This window comes from Paraburkholderia fungorum (genome assembly GCF_046026025.1).
Taxonomy (GTDB): Bacteria; Pseudomonadota; Gammaproteobacteria; order Burkholderiales; family Burkholderiaceae; genus Paraburkholderia; species Paraburkholderia fungorum_E.
In genome coordinates this window covers 109,849-128,802 of sequence record NZ_JAQQFL010000023.1, presented here as the reverse complement: position 1 = coordinate 128,802, position 18,954 = coordinate 109,849, and the positions used below count along the sequence as shown (strand labels likewise).

Sequence of the window (18,954 nt, the reverse complement as noted above, 5' to 3'; positions counted from 1 at the left end):
TGCCGCCGCGCGTGTGCCAGGACGGGCTGATACCGATAGATGCATTGATGCGGTATCGTATTGGGCAGCGCGCGCCTCGGACTAAAGTGCTGGCGCCGGGCAAGCATCATCCGCTCGCTGGCCATACGGTGACGCGCGCGTTGTTCACACGGTTCGAGCGCCGGCTGGTCGGCGGCTTTCAAACGGAAAAGAGCATTGATGACCGACATCGACGTTAGGCTCCTGCAGATTTTCGCCGAGATCCATGCGACGCGGAGTGTCTCCCAGGCCGCCCTGAATCTCGGGCTCTCGCAGCCGACCGTGTCGTCCAATCTCGCGCGGCTTCGTGATCACTATCAGGACCCGCTGTTCGTGCGTGCGTCGCAGGGACTGGAGGCGACCGGTTTCGCCAATGAACTGCACCGGCAAGCAGTGGTCTTGCTCGCATCGTTCGACGCGCTCTCGAAACTGCGTCAAAGCTTCGATCCCCTGACCGCAAAGCGGGTCTTCCGGCTGGCGATGAGCGACCTCAGCCAGATCGTCTTGCTGCCGGCGCTGCTGAACCGCCTGCGCACGGTCGCGCCCGGCGTGCGCATCCGCGTGATTCATATCGACGAGGACACCGCCGGACTGCTGGAAGCCGGTGAGACCGATCTTGCAGTCGGTTTCATGCCACAGCTCGATGCCGGCTTTTACCAGCAGAAACTCTTCAATCAGCATTACGTCGGCATCGCCTCACCCGGTCATCCGCGTCTCGCGCGCGAACCGTCGATCGACGCATTCCTTGGCGAAGGGCATGTCGTCGTCACGACCTCCGGCACCGGGCATTCGGTGATCGACCGCACGTTGCGACAGAAGTCGCTGCAGCGCAACGTGGTGCTCGAAGTACCGAGCTATCTCGGCCTCGCCAACATCGTGGCCCAAACCGATCTGGTCGCTACCGTACCGCGGCATTTCGCCGACATGCTCGAACGCGACGGCACAACCCGCGCCTTCGACCTGCCATTCGACGTGCCGACTTACCAGATCAAACAGCACTGGCACGAACAGTTTCATCAGGATTCGGCGCATCGCTGGATGCGATCCACGCTGACTGAACTCTTCCTTGAATCGCCGTCGGGTACCGGCATCACGGGTTAATTCGCCCGAAAGCTCCGGCCGAGGCCTACTTCGCCCCCTCCTTCTGCGCACTCAGTGTCCGTGTATCGGTAAAACCGATACACCGGACTAAACCCGCTTTATGGACGGATCCGCATCGCCACGACAGACTGGCATGCACAACAACGCATTCCCGGAAACCTTGCGCTCCGGCCTTGCGCCCGGAAACGGCTCGCCCCGAAGCCGATCGTCCTTACGTCGCCACCGTCGCGACGAAGATAGGCAGGAGACACCATGGATCAAGATCACCCACCCGCACGCGAATGCGGCGAACGCCTGCCGCACGACGCAGAAAACGGTGCGACGCGCGCCCAACCCCGCTCGAGGGGCGCACGATGACAACCGGCAATCCCGCTTTTTCCGGCGGCGATCAATCGCGCGCCACGCCAGCGGCAAGCGCGCTCGAGGAGGATCGCGTCTATCGGAAAATCACTCGCCGGCTCGTACCGATTATTTTTGTCGCGTATCTGTTTGCTTTTCTCGACCGTATCAACATCGGCTACGCACAGCTTCAGATGAAGCAGGCGCTCGGCTTCTCCGATGCGGTTTACGGCTTCGGCGCAGGGGTTTTCTTCATCAGCTATCTGCTGCTCGAAGTGCCGAGCAACCTGTTGTTCGAAAGAATCGGCGCGCGCCTGACGTTTCTTCGCATCATGGTGCTCTGGGGGCTGGCTTCCGCAGCGACGATGTTCGTCTCGACGCCCTTGCAGTTCTACGTGCTGCGGTTTCTGCTCGGTGCTTTCGAGGCTGGTTTCTTCCCCGGCATCATTCTGTACCTCACCTGGTGGTATCCGAGCGCACGCCGCGCTCGCGTGACGGGGCAGTTCCTGTTCGCGATGCCGATCGCCGGCGTGCTGGGCGGTCCGCTCTCCGGCTGGATCATGTCGAACCTTGACGGCGTCGCATCGCTGGGCGGATGGCAGTGGTGTTTCCTGCTCGAAGGTCTGCCTACAGTCGCGCTGGGCGTGCTCTGCTATGTGATGCTCGCCAACCGGCCCGGCGAAGCCAGATGGCTGGACACACACGAAAAGAACGTCGTACTGTCGGCGATGGCCGCGGACGAGGCGCAGGATGCCGGCCATGGAAGGCTGCGCGACGCGTTCATCGATCCACGCATCTACGCGATCGCGCTGATCTACTTCAGCGCAGCATGCGGCGCTTACACGTTCAGCTTCTGGCTGCCGACCATGATCAAGGCATTGGGCGTGCAGCAGATCGGACATATCGGCTGGTACTCAATGCTCCCGTATGCGTTCGGCGCAGCCGGCATGCTGCTGTTGCCATGGAGCTCCGACCGGCGTCGCGAGCGCCGCTGGCATCTCGCGCTGGCCTATGTGCTGGGCGCGTGCGCGCTTGCTGCCACCACGCTGACCGGCGCTTCGCTGGCGATCTCGCTCGTGCTGCTGTGTGCGTCGGCGTTCTTCGTGTTCGGTGCCGGCGCCGTGTTCTGGGTCATCCCGCCGACCTATCTGTCGGGAAAGGCCCTGGCGCCGGGTATCGCTGTCGTCAGTTCACTCGGCGTTCTGGGCGGACTGGTCAGCCCGACGCTCATTGGCTTCGTCAAGACAGTGACCGGCAACCTTCATAACGGCCTGTACGTGATGAGCGCCGTGCTGGTGCTCGGTGCGGTGACGTGCGTAGCCGGGCTTTCCGCCCGAGCGGTACGCGTCGGCATGAGTCTGGACGCTGCTGCCTCGCCGCACGGCAAAAACACGACCACCCGATAACGGAGCCCCCACATGCAAACCGGACGGGAATTCGAATCCCGCAAGCTGATCCGCTTCCAGCATTGCGATCCAGCGGGAATCGTCTTCTACCCTCAATACTTTGTGCTGTTTCACGAATTGATCGAAGACTGGTTCGGCGAGGGACTAGGCGTCGATTACGGCGACTTCATCGCGAAACAGCGGCTCGGCGTGCCCACCGTGCGAATCGAATGCGACTTCATTGCATCGAGCAAGATCGGCGAGACGCTTGCGCTGCGCCTCGCCGTGCGCAAGATCGGCAGAAGCTCCATCGCACTCTCGCTTTACGCCTGTGCCGGCGAATCAGTACGCGTGCGCATCGAACAGGTGATCGTGCTGTTCTCGCTTGAAAGCCGCGAGGCGATTCCGATTCCACCCGATCTGCGCAGGCGGATCGAAAACTTCGTCATGGATGAACAGGTCGTCAATCCGTAAGCCGTTGCGGTACGTCTCTGAGTTTCATCCGGCGCGTCCAATGCATCAGGTATTGCCCCAAAGCTGAATCAAACCAATTTCTGGAGACTTCTCATGGCCACGAACAAAGTCATCGTGCTGGTTGCCCCGACGGGCGGCATGGCATTCAAGGAACAAAATCCGCATCTGCCGACACAGCCTCACGAAATCGCCCGCGATGTCTACGATTGCTACAACGCAGGCGCAAGTGTCGTCGCGGTTCATGCGCGTTTGCCAAACGAGCAGGCCACCTGCAACGCGGATATCTATCGCAGCATCAACGAGCAGATCCGTGCGAAATGCGACATCGTCATCAACAACTCGACAGGCGGCGGTGTGCACGGCGACATGATCCAGCCGATCGAAGGCGGCATGTGGGACACGGTCTGGGAAGAACGCCTCAAAGGCATGGAAGCCGGTGCCGAAATGTGCACACTCGATGCCTGCACCTTTGTCGCGAGTTTCGGCGGCAAGGAAGTTCTGCTCAACACATCACCGTCGCGCTGCCGGTTTCTCGCGGAAGAAATGAAGAAGCGCGGCATCAAGCCCGAATGGGAAGTCTTCAGCCCGACGCATATCGTGCAGGACGTGACGTCGCTCATCGAACTGGGACTGGACGAGCCGCCGTACGTGATCAACATGGTGATGAACGCGCATCGCGGGTTCCAGAACGCGATGCCATACAACCCGCGCTCGCTGCAATACATGGTCGATCTGCTTCCGAAGGACAGCATCTTCTGTGTCAGCGGCATCGGCCCGGCGCAATTGCCCGCAAGCGTGAATTCGCTGTTGCTGGGCGGCCAGATCATCCGCGTGGGCCTCGAGGACAACCTGTACTATCGCCATGGCCAACTCGCGCGAAATGTCGAACTGGTCGAGCGTACCGTGCGTATCCTGCGCGAGATGGACTACGAAATCGCCACCCCCGCGGAAGCACGGCAGATGATGGGATTGCCGCGCACCGATACATCCGTGCGCCCGCATTTCTCGGTCGCGTGACAAAGCCACCCTGAGCAACGCGTCCTTTCACGCACGAGGTGTTCCGCATGACGTCAACACACATTAAGCAGGTCGCCGTCGTCGGGACGGGCGTGATCGGTGCGAGCTGGGCCGCTTACTTTCTCGCACACGGCCTCAAGGTGTCGGCCACCGATCCGTCACCGGGCGCACGCGAGCGTCTGATGGCGGCAGTGGAGCGCCATTGGCCGACGCTCGAGCAAAGCGGCCTTGCGTCAGGCGCATCGATTTCGCACCTGACGTTCCATGACGATCTGGAAGACGCCTTGCAAGGTGCCGGATTCGTTCAGGAGAACGGCCCCGAACGCGAAGATCTGAAGCTCGAACTGTTGCGCCGCATCGATGCGGCGGTGGCTCCGGAGGTCGTGATTGCATCCAGTTCGTCCGGTCTTCTGATGAGCCGCGTGCAGGCGGCCTGCCGGCATCCCGAACGCGTCCTGCTCGGCCATCCGTTCAATCCGCCACACCTGATTCCGCTCGTCGAGGTGATCGGTGGCGAGCGAACGTCGGCTGAGTCCGTTGAACGCGCGATGGCGTTCTATCGCGCCATCGGCAAACGCCCGATCCATCCCCGCAAGGAACTGCAAGGTCATATCGCCAACCGTCTGCAGGCGGCGCTATGGCGCGAAGCTTTTCACCTCGTGTCGATTGGCGCGGCAAGCGTTGCGGACATCGACGACGCCATTGCCTTTGGTCCGGGCCTGCGCTGGGCGGTCATGGGGCCGTTCGTCAACCTGCATCTCTCAGGCGGTGAAGGCGGCATCCAGCACACGCTCGATCACCTCGGGCCGCCGATGGAGGCCTGGTGGGGCGATCTGGGTTCGCCGACCCTGACACCCGCACTGATACAACAGGTCGTCGACGGTGTGAAGGCGGAACTCGGCAGCCGTTCTGTCGCGTCCATCGAGGCCACGCGCGATCGCCTTATCCGCGATCTTCTGAACGCGCGGCGCGACGCAGCGGACACACCGCAGACGTGCGATGAGCAGACAAAGCGCACGGGCGACAGCCGGAGCCGGCGGAACTGATCAAGGCGTGTTCCGCCGCCTGATGCGCTGTTTTTCTACACGAGCGACGTTCCCGCGTTGCCAGCCCCTGCTTGAGCTGTCAGCACGGGCGGCGCCGTCACAATCGACTTCAGCGCCGGTTCGATCGCCGTATTCGCCAGTCTCGTCAGATCGGGACGCGGACGGCACAACATCGGCGATGACGCGAATGCCTCCTCCAACGCCTCTGCAATATCGAGCGTCAGGCGGTCACGGCGGAATGGCCCGATCACCTGCAGGCCGAACGGCATGCCGGTCTCATCCCGACCGCAAGGCAACGTGATGGCAGGATTCGTGCACAACGTGACGACATAGGTCAACGCCAGCCACCGGTAGTAATTGGCCTGCGGCTCTCCGCCAACCCGGTTCGCGAACAGCGTCGTCCAGGGGAACGGCGAGACCGGCGTGGTCGGTGCAACGATAACGTCGTAGCGGCTGTACAGTTGCTGGAACCGGCGCATGATCGCGGTCTGTTCGCCCTGTGCCCACGCGGCATCGGCGAGCGTCATGGCGGCGCCGAGTTCGTAGTTCGCCCTCGTATTGGGCCCAAGCGAAGCGGGATCGGATTCGTACGCCGTACGCAATCCGGCCACGAAGCTCTCGGCGCGGATAACGTCGAACGCGCGATGGGCGTCCCCGAAGTCCACCGATATCTCTTCGCATCTGCCGAACAGCGGCGCTATCGCGTCCAGTTTCCCGCGAAACGTGCGCCTGATGTCGTCGTCTACCGCGCAGACACCGAAGTCTTCGGTCCAGCCGACGCGCAAGGTGCTCAAATCGACCGCGCGGGACGCGAGAAATCCGTCGGCTCGCACCGGATAGCTGAGCGGATCGCCGCTATCGAGGCCGGCGGTCGCCGCAAGTTGCAGGCGCGTATCGGCGACGGTACGCCCCATCGGGCCGACCACCGAAATCGGCGCCCAGCCGAGCAGTTTGCGCGGACTCGGAACGAGGCCCGGCGACGGACGAAACCCGACCACGCCGCACAATGCAGCGGGAATCCGCAGCGAACCACCCGTGTCCGAGCCTGTGCAGACCGGCAGCATGTCGCACGCGAGCGCGGCGGCAGAACCTCCCGACGAACCGCCGGCATTCAGATTAGGGTTGAACGGATTGCCCGTCGCGCCCCACACAGGATTGCGCGTGTTCGCACCCGCCCCCAGTTCCGGCACGTTCGTCTTGCCAACGACGATCGCCCCTGCCGCGCGCAAGCGCGCGACAAGCAGGTTGTCGTCCTGCGGAACGGCATCGCGATAGAGCGGCGAGCCCTGTGTGGTCAAAAGCCCCGCCGTGGCCTCGAGATCCTTCACGCCGGTTGGCAAACCATGCAGCAACCCAAGTGGTTCGCCGCGCATGACCGCTTTCTCAGCGGTCCGTGCCGCTGCGCGCGCCGCGTCGAAATCGGTTGCGGCCATCGCATTGACGAACGGATCGAGTGCCTCGATGCGCGCGATACACGCGTCCAGCAGTTCGACCGGTGAAATCTGCCTACTGCCGATCAATCGCCGCAACGTTGTCGCCGGCAATTCCACGATTTCTTCAGGCTCAACCATCGCCACTCTCCAATAAAGAACGCTATCCCGATGGCGAAGTCTACGTTGCTGCGCGCGGACTGCGCGGCAGCAGATAACCATAACGGTCGATAAAGGCGGCCACTGCGGCCTCGAAACGCGCTGTCTGCGCGTCTGTCACCGGCAGGCTCAGTACGACATAGCCCCGTCGCGCGAGATAAATGCCGTTCTCGATCAGATGAAAGAAAAACAGATCCTTGAAGCCGTTCAGCGATGAATCGATGTCGCGCACGGAACGCACGGGCTTGTCCGTGATCTGCAGATTCATCAACGAGCCAATGCCGATGAACCGCAGTGCCACGCCGGCTGCACGGAAACGCGCATTCACAGCTTCACGCAGCGCTTCGCCGCGCGCCGACAGCGCGCGGGCTGCTTCGGGCGTATAGATTTCCGTGAGCCCGGTGAAGCCGGCGGCCATCGTCATCACGTTGTTGTTGAACGTGCCCGCGTGTTGCAGCGCGTGGCTCTTACGCGGATCGAAGAGCTGCATGATGTCCGCGCGACCACCGAAGGCGCCGAACGACATGCCGCCGCCAATGTATTTTCCCAACGACGTGAGATCGGGCTTGATGCCGAGCGTGGCTTGCAGCCCGCCCGGCGCGAGGCGCGACGTCATCACCTCGTCGAACAGCAGGAGCACACCTTGCGCCGTCGCCAGTTCGCGCAGACCAGTAAGAAAGTCCTGGTCGCCGACGATGCAGCCGGACGCGCCCTGCATCGGTTCAACGAGAATCGCAGCAACCTCCGAAGCGTTCTCGGCCAGCAAACGGCGGACGCTGTCGAGATCGTTGTATCCGGCGTACAGAAACTCATGCGGCACATTGACGGCGTTGTGGCCGCGTCCAAACGTCAGCACGCCGCCGTGATAACCGCCGACAAACACAATGATCTTGCTGCGCCCCGTGAACGCCTTCGCCACGGCCAGCATCATCAGATTGGCTTCGGTGCCCGAGTTGGTAAAGCGCACCGATTCGAGCGAAGCGAAGCGCTCGCACAGCGCTTTTGCGAGTCGCGATTCGAGAAGGTTATGTGCGCTCAGATTGAGCCCGCCGTCTAACGCGGTATCGATCGCGCGGCGAATCTGCGGGTGCGAGTGGCCATAGATCCCCGCGCTGAATTCAGCGATGAAATCGAGGTACTCGTGACCATCCGCATCCCACAGGCGGCAGCCTTCGCCCTTCGCCATCGCAAGCGGAAACGGCTCGTAAAACAGCACCGAACGGGTATTACCGCCGGGCATGACCTCAACTGCCTGTTCGTACTGGCGCGCGCTCAATGGATTGCGCGCCGCGAAGGCTGCGGATGCGGCGACGAGCGCATCGTTGAGTGTGGCGGCTTTGTGCTGTGTCCCGGATTGCGTTGCGGAAAAAACCTGCGCTTCGGATCTGATCGGCGTTGTCATTTCAAGGTGCCCTGCATCGTAGAACAGTAACTTTCGTACGGCAGCCCTCGTGCCGCACGGAATCATAAATCGTCAAACAATGATTTTATTGTACACCGAACAATCAATCTTCGGCGCCGGAATCAGATCGTCTGCTGCCGGGCGCGATCCTTCATCAGGATGAGCGCGGGCAACGTGAACAGCGCGCTGCCCGCCAGCAGCCAGCCGGCATTCGCGGCGGCGCCGGTCGAGGAGATCGTCCACGTCGTCAGGAACGGCGAGAAGCCGCCGAGAATGGTGGCCAGCGCGCCGCCGAACGAGACGCCTGTCGAGCGCACACGCGTCGGAAACATTTCTGCCAGCGACGCGGGACCGGCACCCGAGTACATCGTGAATACGATGTTCATCAGCAACTGGGTCCAGAAGAACGTCATGAAGCTGATGCCTGACACGATCAACCCATAGAGCGGATACGACAGCAGCAGGAAGAACACGCAACTGGTGAGCAACACGGGCTTGCGGCCGATGCGATCCGATAGCGCACCCATCAGCGGCGCCCCGATCATGACGGTCGCGAGTGATGCGGTGCTGGTCCACAATGCCTGCGTGCGAGAAATATGCGCATATTTGGTGGCAAAAGTCGGCATGTAGACCGCGACCATGTACGAACTCACCGCCCAGAAAATCACGAACGAAAACGCGTGAAAGACCGATTTCGCAAACTGGCTGCGACTGAGCGACGCCGCATGCGACGCACCGCTTTCGTATGCGGGAGACTCCTGCACGCGCCGTCGCACGTACATGCCGACCGGTCCTAGCAAGGCGCCCAGAAGAAACGGAAGGCGCCAGCCCCACGAGGAAAGCGCATCGTTGCTCAACGCGCTGCTGAGGATCGCGGCGGCAAGCGAGCCAAGCAACAGACCCGCGGAAATGCTGGATTGCTGGAACGCGCCGAAGAATCCGCGCCGGTTCGCGCCGCCCCACTCGACCAGAAACGCCGCTGCCGTACCCCACTCGCCGCCCGCGGCAAAGCCCTGAACCAGTCGTGCCAGAACCAGCAGAACGGGGGCCCAGATGCCAATCCGCTCATAAGTCGGCAGCAGGCCGATCGCGACCGTGCTGACGGCCATCAGGATCATCGTCATCGCAAGCGTGATGTGGCGGCCACGCACATCGGCGATGCGACCCAGCACGAGACTGCCGATGGGTCGCGCGACAAAGCCCACGCCGAACACGGCAAACGACGCCAGCAATGAAGTGAAGTCGTCGGTCGATGGAAAGAAATTCCTGGCAATGATCGCGGCGAGAAAGCCATAAACCCCGAAGTCGAACCACTCGAGGATATAGCCGACCATGCCCGCGCCGATCGCGCGCCGTTGTTCGGCCCTGTTCAGCGCGGGCGGAGCGGTCTCCATTGATCGTGCGTGGTATGAGGTGCTGTTCATAGTCGCTTCCGGCATGTCATGTGAGTTGAGACATGCGGGCGAAACGGGCCGGCATGTCGGTGTGTCAGTCATTGGTGGTGCGAATCAGAACTTGTGGCGCATGCCAATGCGCAGCGCGAGCTGTTTGTCGTTCCCCGAGATCGGCAGCGTGACCAGCGTGGCGCGCGCGCCACCGTTTGCCTTGTCGTAGTTCGCGCTCACGTAGACGTCGGTGCGCTTCGAGAGCAGGTAATCGAGCACGGCATTGAACTCGTTCCATTGATACGAGGACATCTTCGAATAGCCGTAACCGCCGGCCAGCACCAGGTCCGGGCGCAGATTGGCGTGTGCGACCGCGTTGAAGCTCTGCATCGTGACGGCATTCGCGCCCGATTCATAGTGCGTATTGGTGTAAAGCCCCGAGAGGCCGACCGGTCCGAAGTTGTACGAGGTACCGATGCCGGCCGTCCGGTAGCGGTCGACAACAATCGCCTTCGACGAAAAAGCCACATTGGTACCGAGGAAACTGCCCACGCCGAAACTGCTGCCAGGCGTCACGGTGTAGCTGTGAATGCTGGTAGTCGCGGCCCCAATGCTGAACGCGCCGTGCTCGTATGTCGCGCTGAGGCTGTACGCCGCGCCGTAATTGTTGGCCGGTGCGCCAAGCGAATTGAAGCTGTACTGCGCGGCAAAGTGCAGCCCGCGCAGATCCGGGCTGACGTACGTCACGGCGTTGTTCAGCCAGTTCCCGGAGATGCGGTCGTGGTCGCCGGTATCGAACGCGTAGATGCCCGACCAGTAGCCCGAGTGATAGCGGATCAGCGTCGTGGTCATCTGATCGTAGGTGCGGCCGAGCTCCACCGTTCCGTAGCGGTCGTTCTGCAGGCCGACGAATGCCTGACGCCCGAACTCGAGTCCCCCTTGACGCGATGCGCCGGTGTTTGGGTTGAAACCGCCCTCCAGGTTAAAGATCGCCTTGAAGCCGCCGCCGAGATCTTCCGTGCCCTTGAAACCGAAGCGGTCACCCTGGCTGATGCTGTCGTCCATCCGGTACGCCTGATGACCGCCCTGGTTGGACACGAACGTCAAACCATCGTCGATGAGGCCATACAGCGTGACTGTCGATTGCGCGTGTGCGGCGGCGCTCGCTGCCATCAGACCCAGCGCGCCCCCAAAAGCCTTCCATTTCATGAAGATCTCCGATACCCGTCGTGAAGGATGTGCCGGCTGGCCGGCATCAGTGAATTTCAATGTTCCATGAACATTTGTTTATTGTTCAGTGAACAAGTGGACGTTATATGGCGATCAAAATAGAAATGCAACCAGGAAATGAACGAGGGACTGGCGACGTCGCGATGAAGAGACTGTTGTGCGGTATACAATGAAAGTCTTGTGCAACTTGCCCCGTCCGTCCGCCTGCCGGCCGCCCCGGGGTTCCATCCCATACAGGTCCCACGTGACGACAAGAACGACCAGGCAGGAAGCCACCGCCAGAACCGGCAAAGCGGCAACAAAGACAGCAGCAAAGACAACGGCGAAAACGGCTGCGGGCAAGCGCGCGGGGGTCGCGGCAAAGAAAAAAGCCGCGCCGGCGGACAAGGCGTTGACCCGCGACAGGATCGTCGCGGTAGCTATCGAGCAGATCGATCAGAACGGCCTGACGGCATTTAGCCTGCGTGAAGTGGCGCGCCAGCTCGATGTTTATCCCACTGCGGTGTACTGGCACGTGCCGAACCGCGATGCCCTGCTTGCGGCAGTGGTCGAACAGACCATGGCAGGCGTCACACCCGAGTTCGGAAAGCTCAACTGGCAGGACTGGCTTCGCGAACTGTTCCGCCGCTATCGCAAGGCCGTGCAGCAGCATCCGAATGTCGCGCAACTTGTCGGCGCGCAACTTGTCTCCAACGCGAGCCTGAGCCCGTTGCTGATCGACCGGATCCTTGCGGTGCTGCTTGACGCAGGCTGCGACGAGGCGCGGCTCGTCGAGATGTATAACGTGGTGATTGCCAGCATGGTCGGCTTCGCGACGCTCGAATTCGCGCCGCTACCGACCGACGACCTGTCCACCTGGGCGAACCAGTTGCAGGAGAAAGTCCACGCAATCCGGGCGCTCGAATATCCGACGCTCGCGCGTCATCTACCCGCTCTCGCGAACCATGCGTTTATCGTGCGCTGGCAAAGCGGCAGCGACGTGCCGCTTGATTCAAGCTTCGAGGCCTTCGTCGAGGTTGCGATTGCGGGTATCGAGCGGGTGCTTGCGAATTGACCTGAGCATCAGACGAAAGTCAGAAGGCGGCGCGGATTGCACGTGAGGACCGTATCGATCTCGTCCTGCGTAAAATCGCGCCGCAGCATGCGCGGCACGATATTCGCGAAGATATGCTGATAACCGTGCCCGCCATAACGCCCAAGGCGCGTGCGGGTGCAGATGTCGTGGCTGATCAGCACCTGCTCCGCATGGCCGCGATCGAGCAGCGTGCGCACCATGCGCAGCCGCGCGCCGTCGTTAGGCATGTCGATGTCCGACATCGGATACGCGCTTTGTTCCCAGCCAAACAGGTCGAGTTCAATTACGCAGCCTGAATCGGCGAGCCGCAGGAGCCTTGTGTCGTCGAAAATCGTACGGTCGATGTGGCTGATGATGACGCGTTCGACCGGGTAACCGAGGCCCCTGATCGTATCGATCACCTCCTGCGGCTGGTCCGCATGGCGACCGGGGTGAATGTTTAGCGCCGCACCGGTTTCCTGCTGGGCGATCAACGCGCCCCGCACAACGCGCTTCTCCTGCTCCGTCCACGGCGACTGGCAACCTATCTCGCCGATGATGCCTGCGCGCACTTGCGTGCCCCACGCGCCTTCAGTGATCTGGCCGATCATCTCGCTCGCGAAATCGTCGATCGACCGGTGCGCATTGGCCGCGTCCTGATACTCGTGCACATAGTGGCCACACCCCATCACGACGTGCACGCCGGCTTCGCGTGAAATCTGTGCGAGGCCTTGTGGATCGGGCTTTAGCCCGCCGGTCGTCAAGTCGACAATCGCCCTGCCGCCCGCCGCGCGCATTTCCAGCAACTCTTCAACGGCCACGTCCTTCTGGTCAAGCCGGTAGTTCTTCAGCGACGGCACCTGACCATAGTTGATCTTCCAGCAATTGCACAGGTCGATCGAAGTTTGATCGTGGTCGGCGTCTTCGGCCAGTTTTGGCGGCACGAGATCGATCAGCAGATGCTCGTGCATCAATGCCGGCCCAAGGCCGTGCGGGTCGATCAGGCCGAGCACCGTCTGGATGCGGCCCTTCCGTGAGGTGAGCTCATTCATCTTGCAGAAATCCGTATAGGGTCGTTGGTCTACAAAAAAAGTCCCCGGACAGCAGAGCGCTTTCCGGCGCCCGGCACTTCTCCTCCCGGTGTGTGGGTGCGGGATGAAGTGGCGAGGCGCGCGTTATCTCCAGGCTACCGGATAAAATCACTGGACATTCATTTCATTGTACGACGAACAACCACTGGATGTCTTCCGATCAAAAAACGTAATCATTATCCCAACTGCAACGTCCCGCGCGGCCGTGACGATCTCCATACGGCTTCGCCGAAGCCGCGCTCAACCTTGAACCGCGTTTCGCAAAGCATCCAGACACCGCCGGTTTTCAGCTCGCGTGCCGACTGAAATCCGCAGCCACTCCGGCAAGCCATAAACCCCGACCGGTCGAACGATGACACCCTGGCGCAACAGACTGGCATTGACCGCCGCCGCGTCCCCGACCCTAACGAGAACAAAGTTGGCGCGCGATGGCAGGTAGTACAGGCCCAGGGCCTCGAAGCCCGCATAGAGTTGGGCCACCCCCTTCTGGTTTTCAGCGCAACTGCGCGCCAGAAAAATCTCGTCATCGAGCGCGGCGACCGCAGCGCGCTCCGCCAATGCCGTCACCACAAAGGCGGGTCTGATACGGTTCAGCAAGGCGGCCAACGGCGCTTGCGCAACACCGTATCCAACCCGCAGTCCGGCTAATCCATACGCCTTCGAAAACGTTCGGGTCACGATCAGATTGGGAAAGCGCCGCACCCATGCGAGGCTGTCATAGCGGTCGTCAACCGGTAAATACTCGCTATACGCTTCGTCAAGCAGTACCGGGATGTGGCTCGGCACCGCGGCGATAAAGCGCTCCAGCGCCGCGCCTGGGACGAACGAGCCGGTCGGATTGCCCGGATTGGCGAGATAGACAAGTGCGGTATCGTCGTCAAGGGCAGCGAGCATCGCCTCCAGATCGCAGCCGTAGTCAAGCGCCGGCACCACCTTGTGGGCGGCGCCGGTGCGCTGCACGGCATTGACGAAGGCCTGAAACGAGTACTGCGCATAGACCGCATTGCGGCCGGGTTCAAGAAACGCCGTTGCTGCCAGTCCAAGCACACACTCCGAACCATTGCCCGGCACCAGGCAAGCGGCAGGCACATCGAACTTGCGCGACAGCGCATCGAGCAGCGCACGGCAATCGTTGTCGGGATACCTGGCCAGGTCGGCGCCGGTATCGGCATCGGTCAGAACAGCACGGGCGGCGTCGCTCATGCCGAGCGGATTCTCATTCGAGGCCAGTTTGACGATCGCTTCCGGCTGAACGCCTATTTCACGGGCCAACGCTTCAATCGGCTTACCCGGCTGATACGGTTTCGTCGCGCGGATATGGGCCGGTAGCCTCAGTGCCGCTTCGCTGCTCTCACGCATGGATACACCCTCCCTGAATTGCCTTTAGCTCGAAAAATTCTTCGACACCGTAACGCCCGTTTTCGCGTCCAATGCCCGATTGCCGATAGCCGCCGAACGGCGCGGCAAGATTTTGAGGCGCGCCATTGACGACGACCTGGCCGGTGCGCAAGCGCCGGGCGATGCCGAGCGCTCGCTGCGCGTCGTCACTCCATACGCCGCCCGAGAGTCCGTATGGCGTGCTGTTGGCGATCGTCACTGCCTCTTCTTCATCCGCATAGCTCATCAGCGCCAGCACCGGACCAAAGACCTCCTCACGCGCCAGCGTCATATCCGGCGTCACGGCGGAAAACACGGTCGGCCGCACAAAGTGACCGTGGTCGTAACCGGCGGGACGGCCGGCCCCGCCGGCAACGAGCCGGGCCCCCTCGGCCAGCGCGGTGCCGATATGGCGCTGCACAGTCTCGAACTGACGCTGGTTGGCAACCGGTCCGAGGCGCGTCTCCGGACTATCAGGATTGCCTACGATCCAGTCCCGGGTGTGCCGTTCGCATAGCGCTTCGACTTCTCCCAGCAGAGCCTGCGGGACCAGCAGCCGCGTCTGCGCCGCGCAAATCTGGCCGCTGTTCGTGAAGCACTGGCGCAGCACGGCTGGCACCGCGTCGGACAGCGGCGCGTCGTCGAGCAGAATGGTGGCCGACTTTCCACCCAGTTCAAGCGCGACTTTTTTCACGGAATCGGCCGCGATACGCGCCACCGCACGTCCGGCCGCGACCGACCCGGTGAAGCTCACCATGTCGACCTCGGCATGCACCGCCAACACCGCGCCCGTGCCCGCTCCATCGCCCCATACGAGATTGAATACGCCTCGCGGCAGGCCGGCTTCGTGCACGATCGCGGCAAAACGCCGGGCGGCCAGCGGTGCCAGTTCGCTCGGCTTGAGAACAACCGTGCAACCGGCTGCGAGCGCCGCGCCGACCTTGGCGACAATCTGGTGCAACGGGAAATTCCATGGTGTGATGGCGGCCACCACGCCTATCGGTTCATGTACGACGAGCGAGTGCGCGACGCGGGTTTCAAGTGCCATCGACCCCATTGCGTCGATCGCCAGTTCGAGGTTGCGCAACGGCATCGGCACCTGCATTTGCCGCGACACCCAAAGCGGCGCGCCGATTTCTCGCGCGAGATCCGTGGCAAAGCCTTCGAGCTGCCACGCAATGCCATCGCGTACACGGCTCAATGCCGCACAGCGCTGTGCAACCGGCGTCGCGGACCACCCTGCGAACGCGCGCCGCGCCGCGGCAACCGCTGCATTCACGTCGTCCGCGTCACACACGGCAATCGAAGCAAATTGACGCTCCGTGCAGGGGTCAAAGGCCGCAAGCCTGCCACGCCCGGCAACGGGAACCCAATCACCGTCGCAATAGAAAGTATCGAAATTTTCCACACCCTTCCCCTTATGCCGCCTTGGCCGGTTCGCCAAGCGGGTTGGGCGGCGCTTCGCGGCCAGCCAGCTTGAGCGGCGCCTTGAGCCGGAACAGATGCCAGGGGCTCGGCATCTCCCCGACCTGCGCTTCGATCACGACAGGCGCACGTGCGGCAATCGCGTTGCGTACCGCTCCCTCAAGCTGCTGCGGGTTGGTCACGCGTTCGAAATCCAGATCGAAGGCGGAGGCAAGGCGATCGAAATGCGGGTTGCACAGTTCGACCGCGATGTTCTCGCCGAAGGTCTGCTTCTGGATCGTCCGCACGTTGCCGAAGTGCCCGTCGTTGAACACGACCGTGACGAGGCCCACGCCATACTTGCGCGCGGTCGCCAGCTCCTGCATGTTCCAGCCGAACCCGCCGTCGCCGTTGATGCTGACCACCGCACGATCAGGATTGCCGATTGCCGCGCCGAGCGCCGTGGCGAACCCATAGCCGAGGGTGCCCTGATAGCCGGGCGTGACGAAGGTGCCCGGCTGGTAGACCGGATACATCAGCCGCGCGAAATAGCCGACCTGGGTCAGTTCGTTCACGAGGATGCCGTCATCGGGAATCGCGCTGCGCAATGCGCGCGTGTAGGCGCTCTGCGGCTCGATCTCGTCGGCCTGACGCTGGGCCCATGCGCGCACGATGTCGAGGTCGGCCGGCGGCGCGCGGCGCGCACCGCTCAGTTCGTCGCACAGTGCTTCGAGACCGAGCCGTGCGTCTGCGCCAATTCCGAGACCCGGAGCACGCGGCGCCGACCAGTCGGCTGCGTCGGCGTTCAGATAGATGTAACGAATGCCGGCGCCAGGCCACGACGGCGCCGGCGTCATGATGTCGAGAAAACGGCTGCCTACCACCAGCACCACGTCGGCATGCGGGAACACGGCGCGGCCGCCGAGCGTGTTCAACGCGAGCGGATGCCGGCTCGACAGCGCGCCTTGCGCGTTATCGTCGAGCACCACCGGGGCCTGCAATTTTTCCGCACAACGGCGCAGCGCCTCGCTTGCGCCGGCGGCCAGCACACCGCCGCCGGCGTAGATCACGGGAAAACGCGCGCGTTCAAGGAGAGCGGCAGCCTGAGCAATGGCGGCGGGGTCGGGCCGCACACGGCCGGTGTCGTCCTCGTTCGCCGGTGGATCGATGAGCGCGATATCCGCGCTCGCGCTCAATACGTCGTGCGAGATTTCGATGCCGACCGGGCGAGGCCTGCCGCTGCGCAACTGCTTCACCGCTTCGCGCACGAGGCCCGGGATGGCCTGCGGCAAGGCGGCGCTGCCCTGCCATTTCGTCACGCTGGCAAGCACCTGGGTCTGGTTCGGAATTTCATGCAGCAGCCCATAACCCCGGCCGAGCCCGCTCGAGTGGATATTGCCGGTGATGGCCAGCACCCGCGAATTGCAGGCGTAGGCTGTCGACAGTCCCGCCATCGCATTGAGCAGTCCGGGGCCGGGCACCACCATGCTGACGCCGATCCGCCCGGTCGTACGTGCATAGCCGTCGGCCATGTACGCGGTGGCCTGTTCATGACGCGGCACCCAGTAGCGGATCCGGTCGCTTTGCTGACGCAGTGCTTCAACGGCCCAGTCGAGCTGGACACCCGGGATGCCAAAAATGTCGGTGATGCCTTCGCGCACCAGTTGCTGCGCGAGCGCTTGTCCGCCTGTCATATTCATGGAGTCGTTTCCTTGCCAATGGGAGAGGTTTGAGTTCGCTGCCTGAGTTGCATCAGCCATGTTGGGGCGCGTCTTGCGCCGTTGGCTTCGCAGCCGCGCCGGGTAACGCCAGGGTCGCGGCGAGACCGAGCAGGACACCGAAAATCACGTAATACGCGGGAGCCATCCGGTCGCCGGTGGCGACAATCAGACCCGTCACAATGAGTGGCGTAAAGCCGCCGAAAATGGTGGTCGACAGGTTGTAGCTGACCGACAGACCGCTGGAGCGCCCACTCACCGGGAACATCTCCGCCAGCGCGGTCGAGAGCGGGCCGAGCACGGCCGCGCCCAGCACGCCGAACAGCAACTCGATCGCGAGCAGCGTACTCATGGCCGGTTCGGCCTTCAGCCACGCGAAGCATGGCCATACGGCAACCAGGCTGAACACGAAGCCCCACGCCAGCACGCTTTTGCGGCCGACCCGGTCGGACAAGGCGCCAAATGCGGGACAGGCCAGAATGCGCACCACGCCCGACACTGCAATGACGATGAACGGCGTACCCGGCGACATTTGCAGGTACTGCACCGCGTAGGTCGGCATATAAATGTTGAAGACGAACTGCATGATCGTGGTGCCCGCCACCAGCCCGCTCGCGATGACGATCTCACGCCAGTAATCCCGCAGCACGTGCCCGAACGGCAGGCCAGGCTCGCGTTCCCGCGTGACACGAAAGAGCTCGGGTTCATCCACGCGGTTACGGATATACAGCCCGACCGGGCCGATTAGCAGGCCTAACAGGAACGGCAACCGCCAGCCCCATGACTCCAGTTGCGCCGGAGTCAGACCTTGCGTGATCAGCACGCCGACGAGCGACGCCAACACACCGGCCACCGCCTGCGCAAACATCTGAAAACTGCCGAACAGGCCCTTCTGGTGCGCAGGCGCGGATTCGACCAGCATCGAGGTCGCACTGCCAAACTCCCCGCCCGCCGAAATGCCCTGCAGAATCCGGGCGAGCACCATGATGACGGTCGCCACCACGCCGGCCTGCGCATACGTCGGGGCAAGGCCGATCAGGGCGGTCGCCACGGTCATCATCGCAATGACCAGCAACAGGGCTGCCTTGCGTCCTGCGCGATCAGCGTAAATCCCCAGCACAATGCCGCCGACCGGTCGCGCCACGAACGACACGCCAAATGTCGCCGCGATCAGGAGCGTGGCCGACGAACCGGCATTGGCCGGAAAGAAGTGGCGTGAAATCACGCCCATCAGATAACCGAATGCAATGAAGTCGTACCACTCCAGCACGTTGCCGATCGTCGACGCAAAAATCACACGACGGTGTTTGAATAGTTCCTGCAT

General features: G+C 62.5%; 15 protein-coding genes. 6 read left to right on the top strand and 9 right to left on the bottom strand.

Annotation, left to right across the window (positions count from 1 at the left end; translation table 11 throughout):
* Nucleotides 1-198 precede the first annotated feature (198 nt).
* The 5 genes from PQR67_RS23930 (at nucleotide 199) to PQR67_RS23910 (ending at nucleotide 5,380) form a co-directional block, all read left to right on the top strand.
* On the top strand, nucleotides 199-1,119 hold the full coding sequence (locus tag PQR67_RS23930; protein WP_408464731.1) for a LysR family transcriptional regulator: 921 nt from the start codon (nucleotides 199-201) through the stop codon (nucleotides 1,117-1,119).
* 353 nt (nucleotides 1,120-1,472) lie between these two features.
* A complete protein-coding gene (locus tag PQR67_RS23925; protein WP_408464729.1) occupies nucleotides 1,473-2,864 on the top strand; it encodes an MFS transporter in 1,392 nt (463 codons plus the stop codon).
* Between the two features lie 12 nt (nucleotides 2,865-2,876).
* Nucleotides 2,877-3,317, top strand: coding sequence for an acyl-CoA thioesterase (locus PQR67_RS23920; protein ID WP_408464727.1), 441 nt, complete (start codon nucleotides 2,877-2,879; stop codon nucleotides 3,315-3,317).
* 93 nt (nucleotides 3,318-3,410) lie between these two features.
* Nucleotides 3,411-4,334, top strand: a complete 924-nt coding sequence (locus PQR67_RS23915) for a beta-keto acid cleavage family enzyme (RefSeq protein WP_408464725.1) — start codon at nucleotides 3,411-3,413, stop codon at nucleotides 4,332-4,334.
* A gap of 47 nt (nucleotides 4,335-4,381) precedes the next feature.
* Entirely contained in the window at nucleotides 4,382-5,380 is a 999-nt protein-coding gene (locus tag PQR67_RS23910) for a 3-hydroxyacyl-CoA dehydrogenase NAD-binding domain-containing protein (RefSeq protein WP_408464723.1), read from the top strand.
* 35 nt (nucleotides 5,381-5,415) lie between these two features.
* On the opposite strand, the gene PQR67_RS23905 is transcribed toward PQR67_RS23910, so the two are convergent.
* From PQR67_RS23905 to PQR67_RS23890, 4 genes are all read right to left on the bottom strand, one after another.
* The gene (locus PQR67_RS23905) at nucleotides 5,416-6,951 is read right to left on the bottom strand and encodes an amidase (protein ID WP_408464721.1); all 1,536 of its coding nucleotides are present in this window, start codon (nucleotides 6,949-6,951) and stop codon (nucleotides 5,416-5,418) included.
* A gap of 40 nt (nucleotides 6,952-6,991) precedes the next feature.
* The gene (locus PQR67_RS23900) at nucleotides 6,992-8,371 is read right to left on the bottom strand and encodes an aspartate aminotransferase family protein (protein ID WP_408464719.1); all 1,380 of its coding nucleotides are present in this window, start codon (nucleotides 8,369-8,371) and stop codon (nucleotides 6,992-6,994) included.
* A 122-nt stretch (nucleotides 8,372-8,493) separates the two neighbouring features.
* The gene (locus PQR67_RS23895) at nucleotides 8,494-9,795 is read right to left on the bottom strand and encodes an MFS transporter (RefSeq protein ID WP_408464717.1); all 1,302 of its coding nucleotides are present in this window, start codon (nucleotides 9,793-9,795) and stop codon (nucleotides 8,494-8,496) included.
* Nucleotides 9,796-9,879: 84 nt separating this feature from the next.
* Nucleotides 9,880-10,965, bottom strand: a complete 1,086-nt coding sequence (locus tag PQR67_RS23890; RefSeq protein WP_408464715.1) for a porin — start codon at nucleotides 10,963-10,965, stop codon at nucleotides 9,880-9,882.
* Between the two features lie 265 nt (nucleotides 10,966-11,230).
* On the opposite strand from PQR67_RS23890, the gene PQR67_RS23885 reads away from it, so the two are divergent.
* Nucleotides 11,231-12,040, top strand: coding sequence for a TetR/AcrR family transcriptional regulator (locus PQR67_RS23885; RefSeq protein ID WP_408464713.1), 810 nt, complete (start codon nucleotides 11,231-11,233; stop codon nucleotides 12,038-12,040).
* An 8-nt stretch (nucleotides 12,041-12,048) separates the two neighbouring features.
* On the opposite strand, the gene PQR67_RS23880 is transcribed toward PQR67_RS23885, so the two are convergent.
* The 5 genes from PQR67_RS23880 to PQR67_RS23860 form a co-directional block, all read right to left on the bottom strand.
* Nucleotides 12,049-13,092, bottom strand: coding sequence for a phosphotriesterase family protein (locus PQR67_RS23880; RefSeq protein WP_408464711.1), 1,044 nt, complete (start codon nucleotides 13,090-13,092; stop codon nucleotides 12,049-12,051).
* Nucleotides 13,093-13,371: 279 nt separating this feature from the next.
* The gene (gene hisC, locus PQR67_RS23875) at nucleotides 13,372-14,490 is read right to left on the bottom strand and encodes a histidinol-phosphate transaminase (protein WP_408464709.1); all 1,119 of its coding nucleotides are present in this window, start codon (nucleotides 14,488-14,490) and stop codon (nucleotides 13,372-13,374) included.
* The gene (locus PQR67_RS23870) at nucleotides 14,483-15,916 is read right to left on the bottom strand and encodes an aldehyde dehydrogenase family protein (RefSeq protein WP_408464707.1); all 1,434 of its coding nucleotides are present in this window, start codon (nucleotides 15,914-15,916) and stop codon (nucleotides 14,483-14,485) included. Before PQR67_RS23870 ends, hisC begins: the two co-directional genes overlap by 8 nt.
* A 10-nt stretch (nucleotides 15,917-15,926) precedes the next feature.
* Nucleotides 15,927-17,612 (bottom strand): thiamine pyrophosphate-dependent enzyme, encoded by a 1,686-nt coding sequence (locus tag PQR67_RS23865; protein ID WP_408464705.1) that lies wholly within the window; start codon nucleotides 17,610-17,612, stop codon nucleotides 15,927-15,929.
* Between the two features lie 52 nt (nucleotides 17,613-17,664).
* Complete coding sequence (locus PQR67_RS23860) at nucleotides 17,665-18,954, bottom strand: MFS transporter (RefSeq protein WP_408464703.1); 1,290 nt, start codon at nucleotides 18,952-18,954, stop codon at nucleotides 17,665-17,667.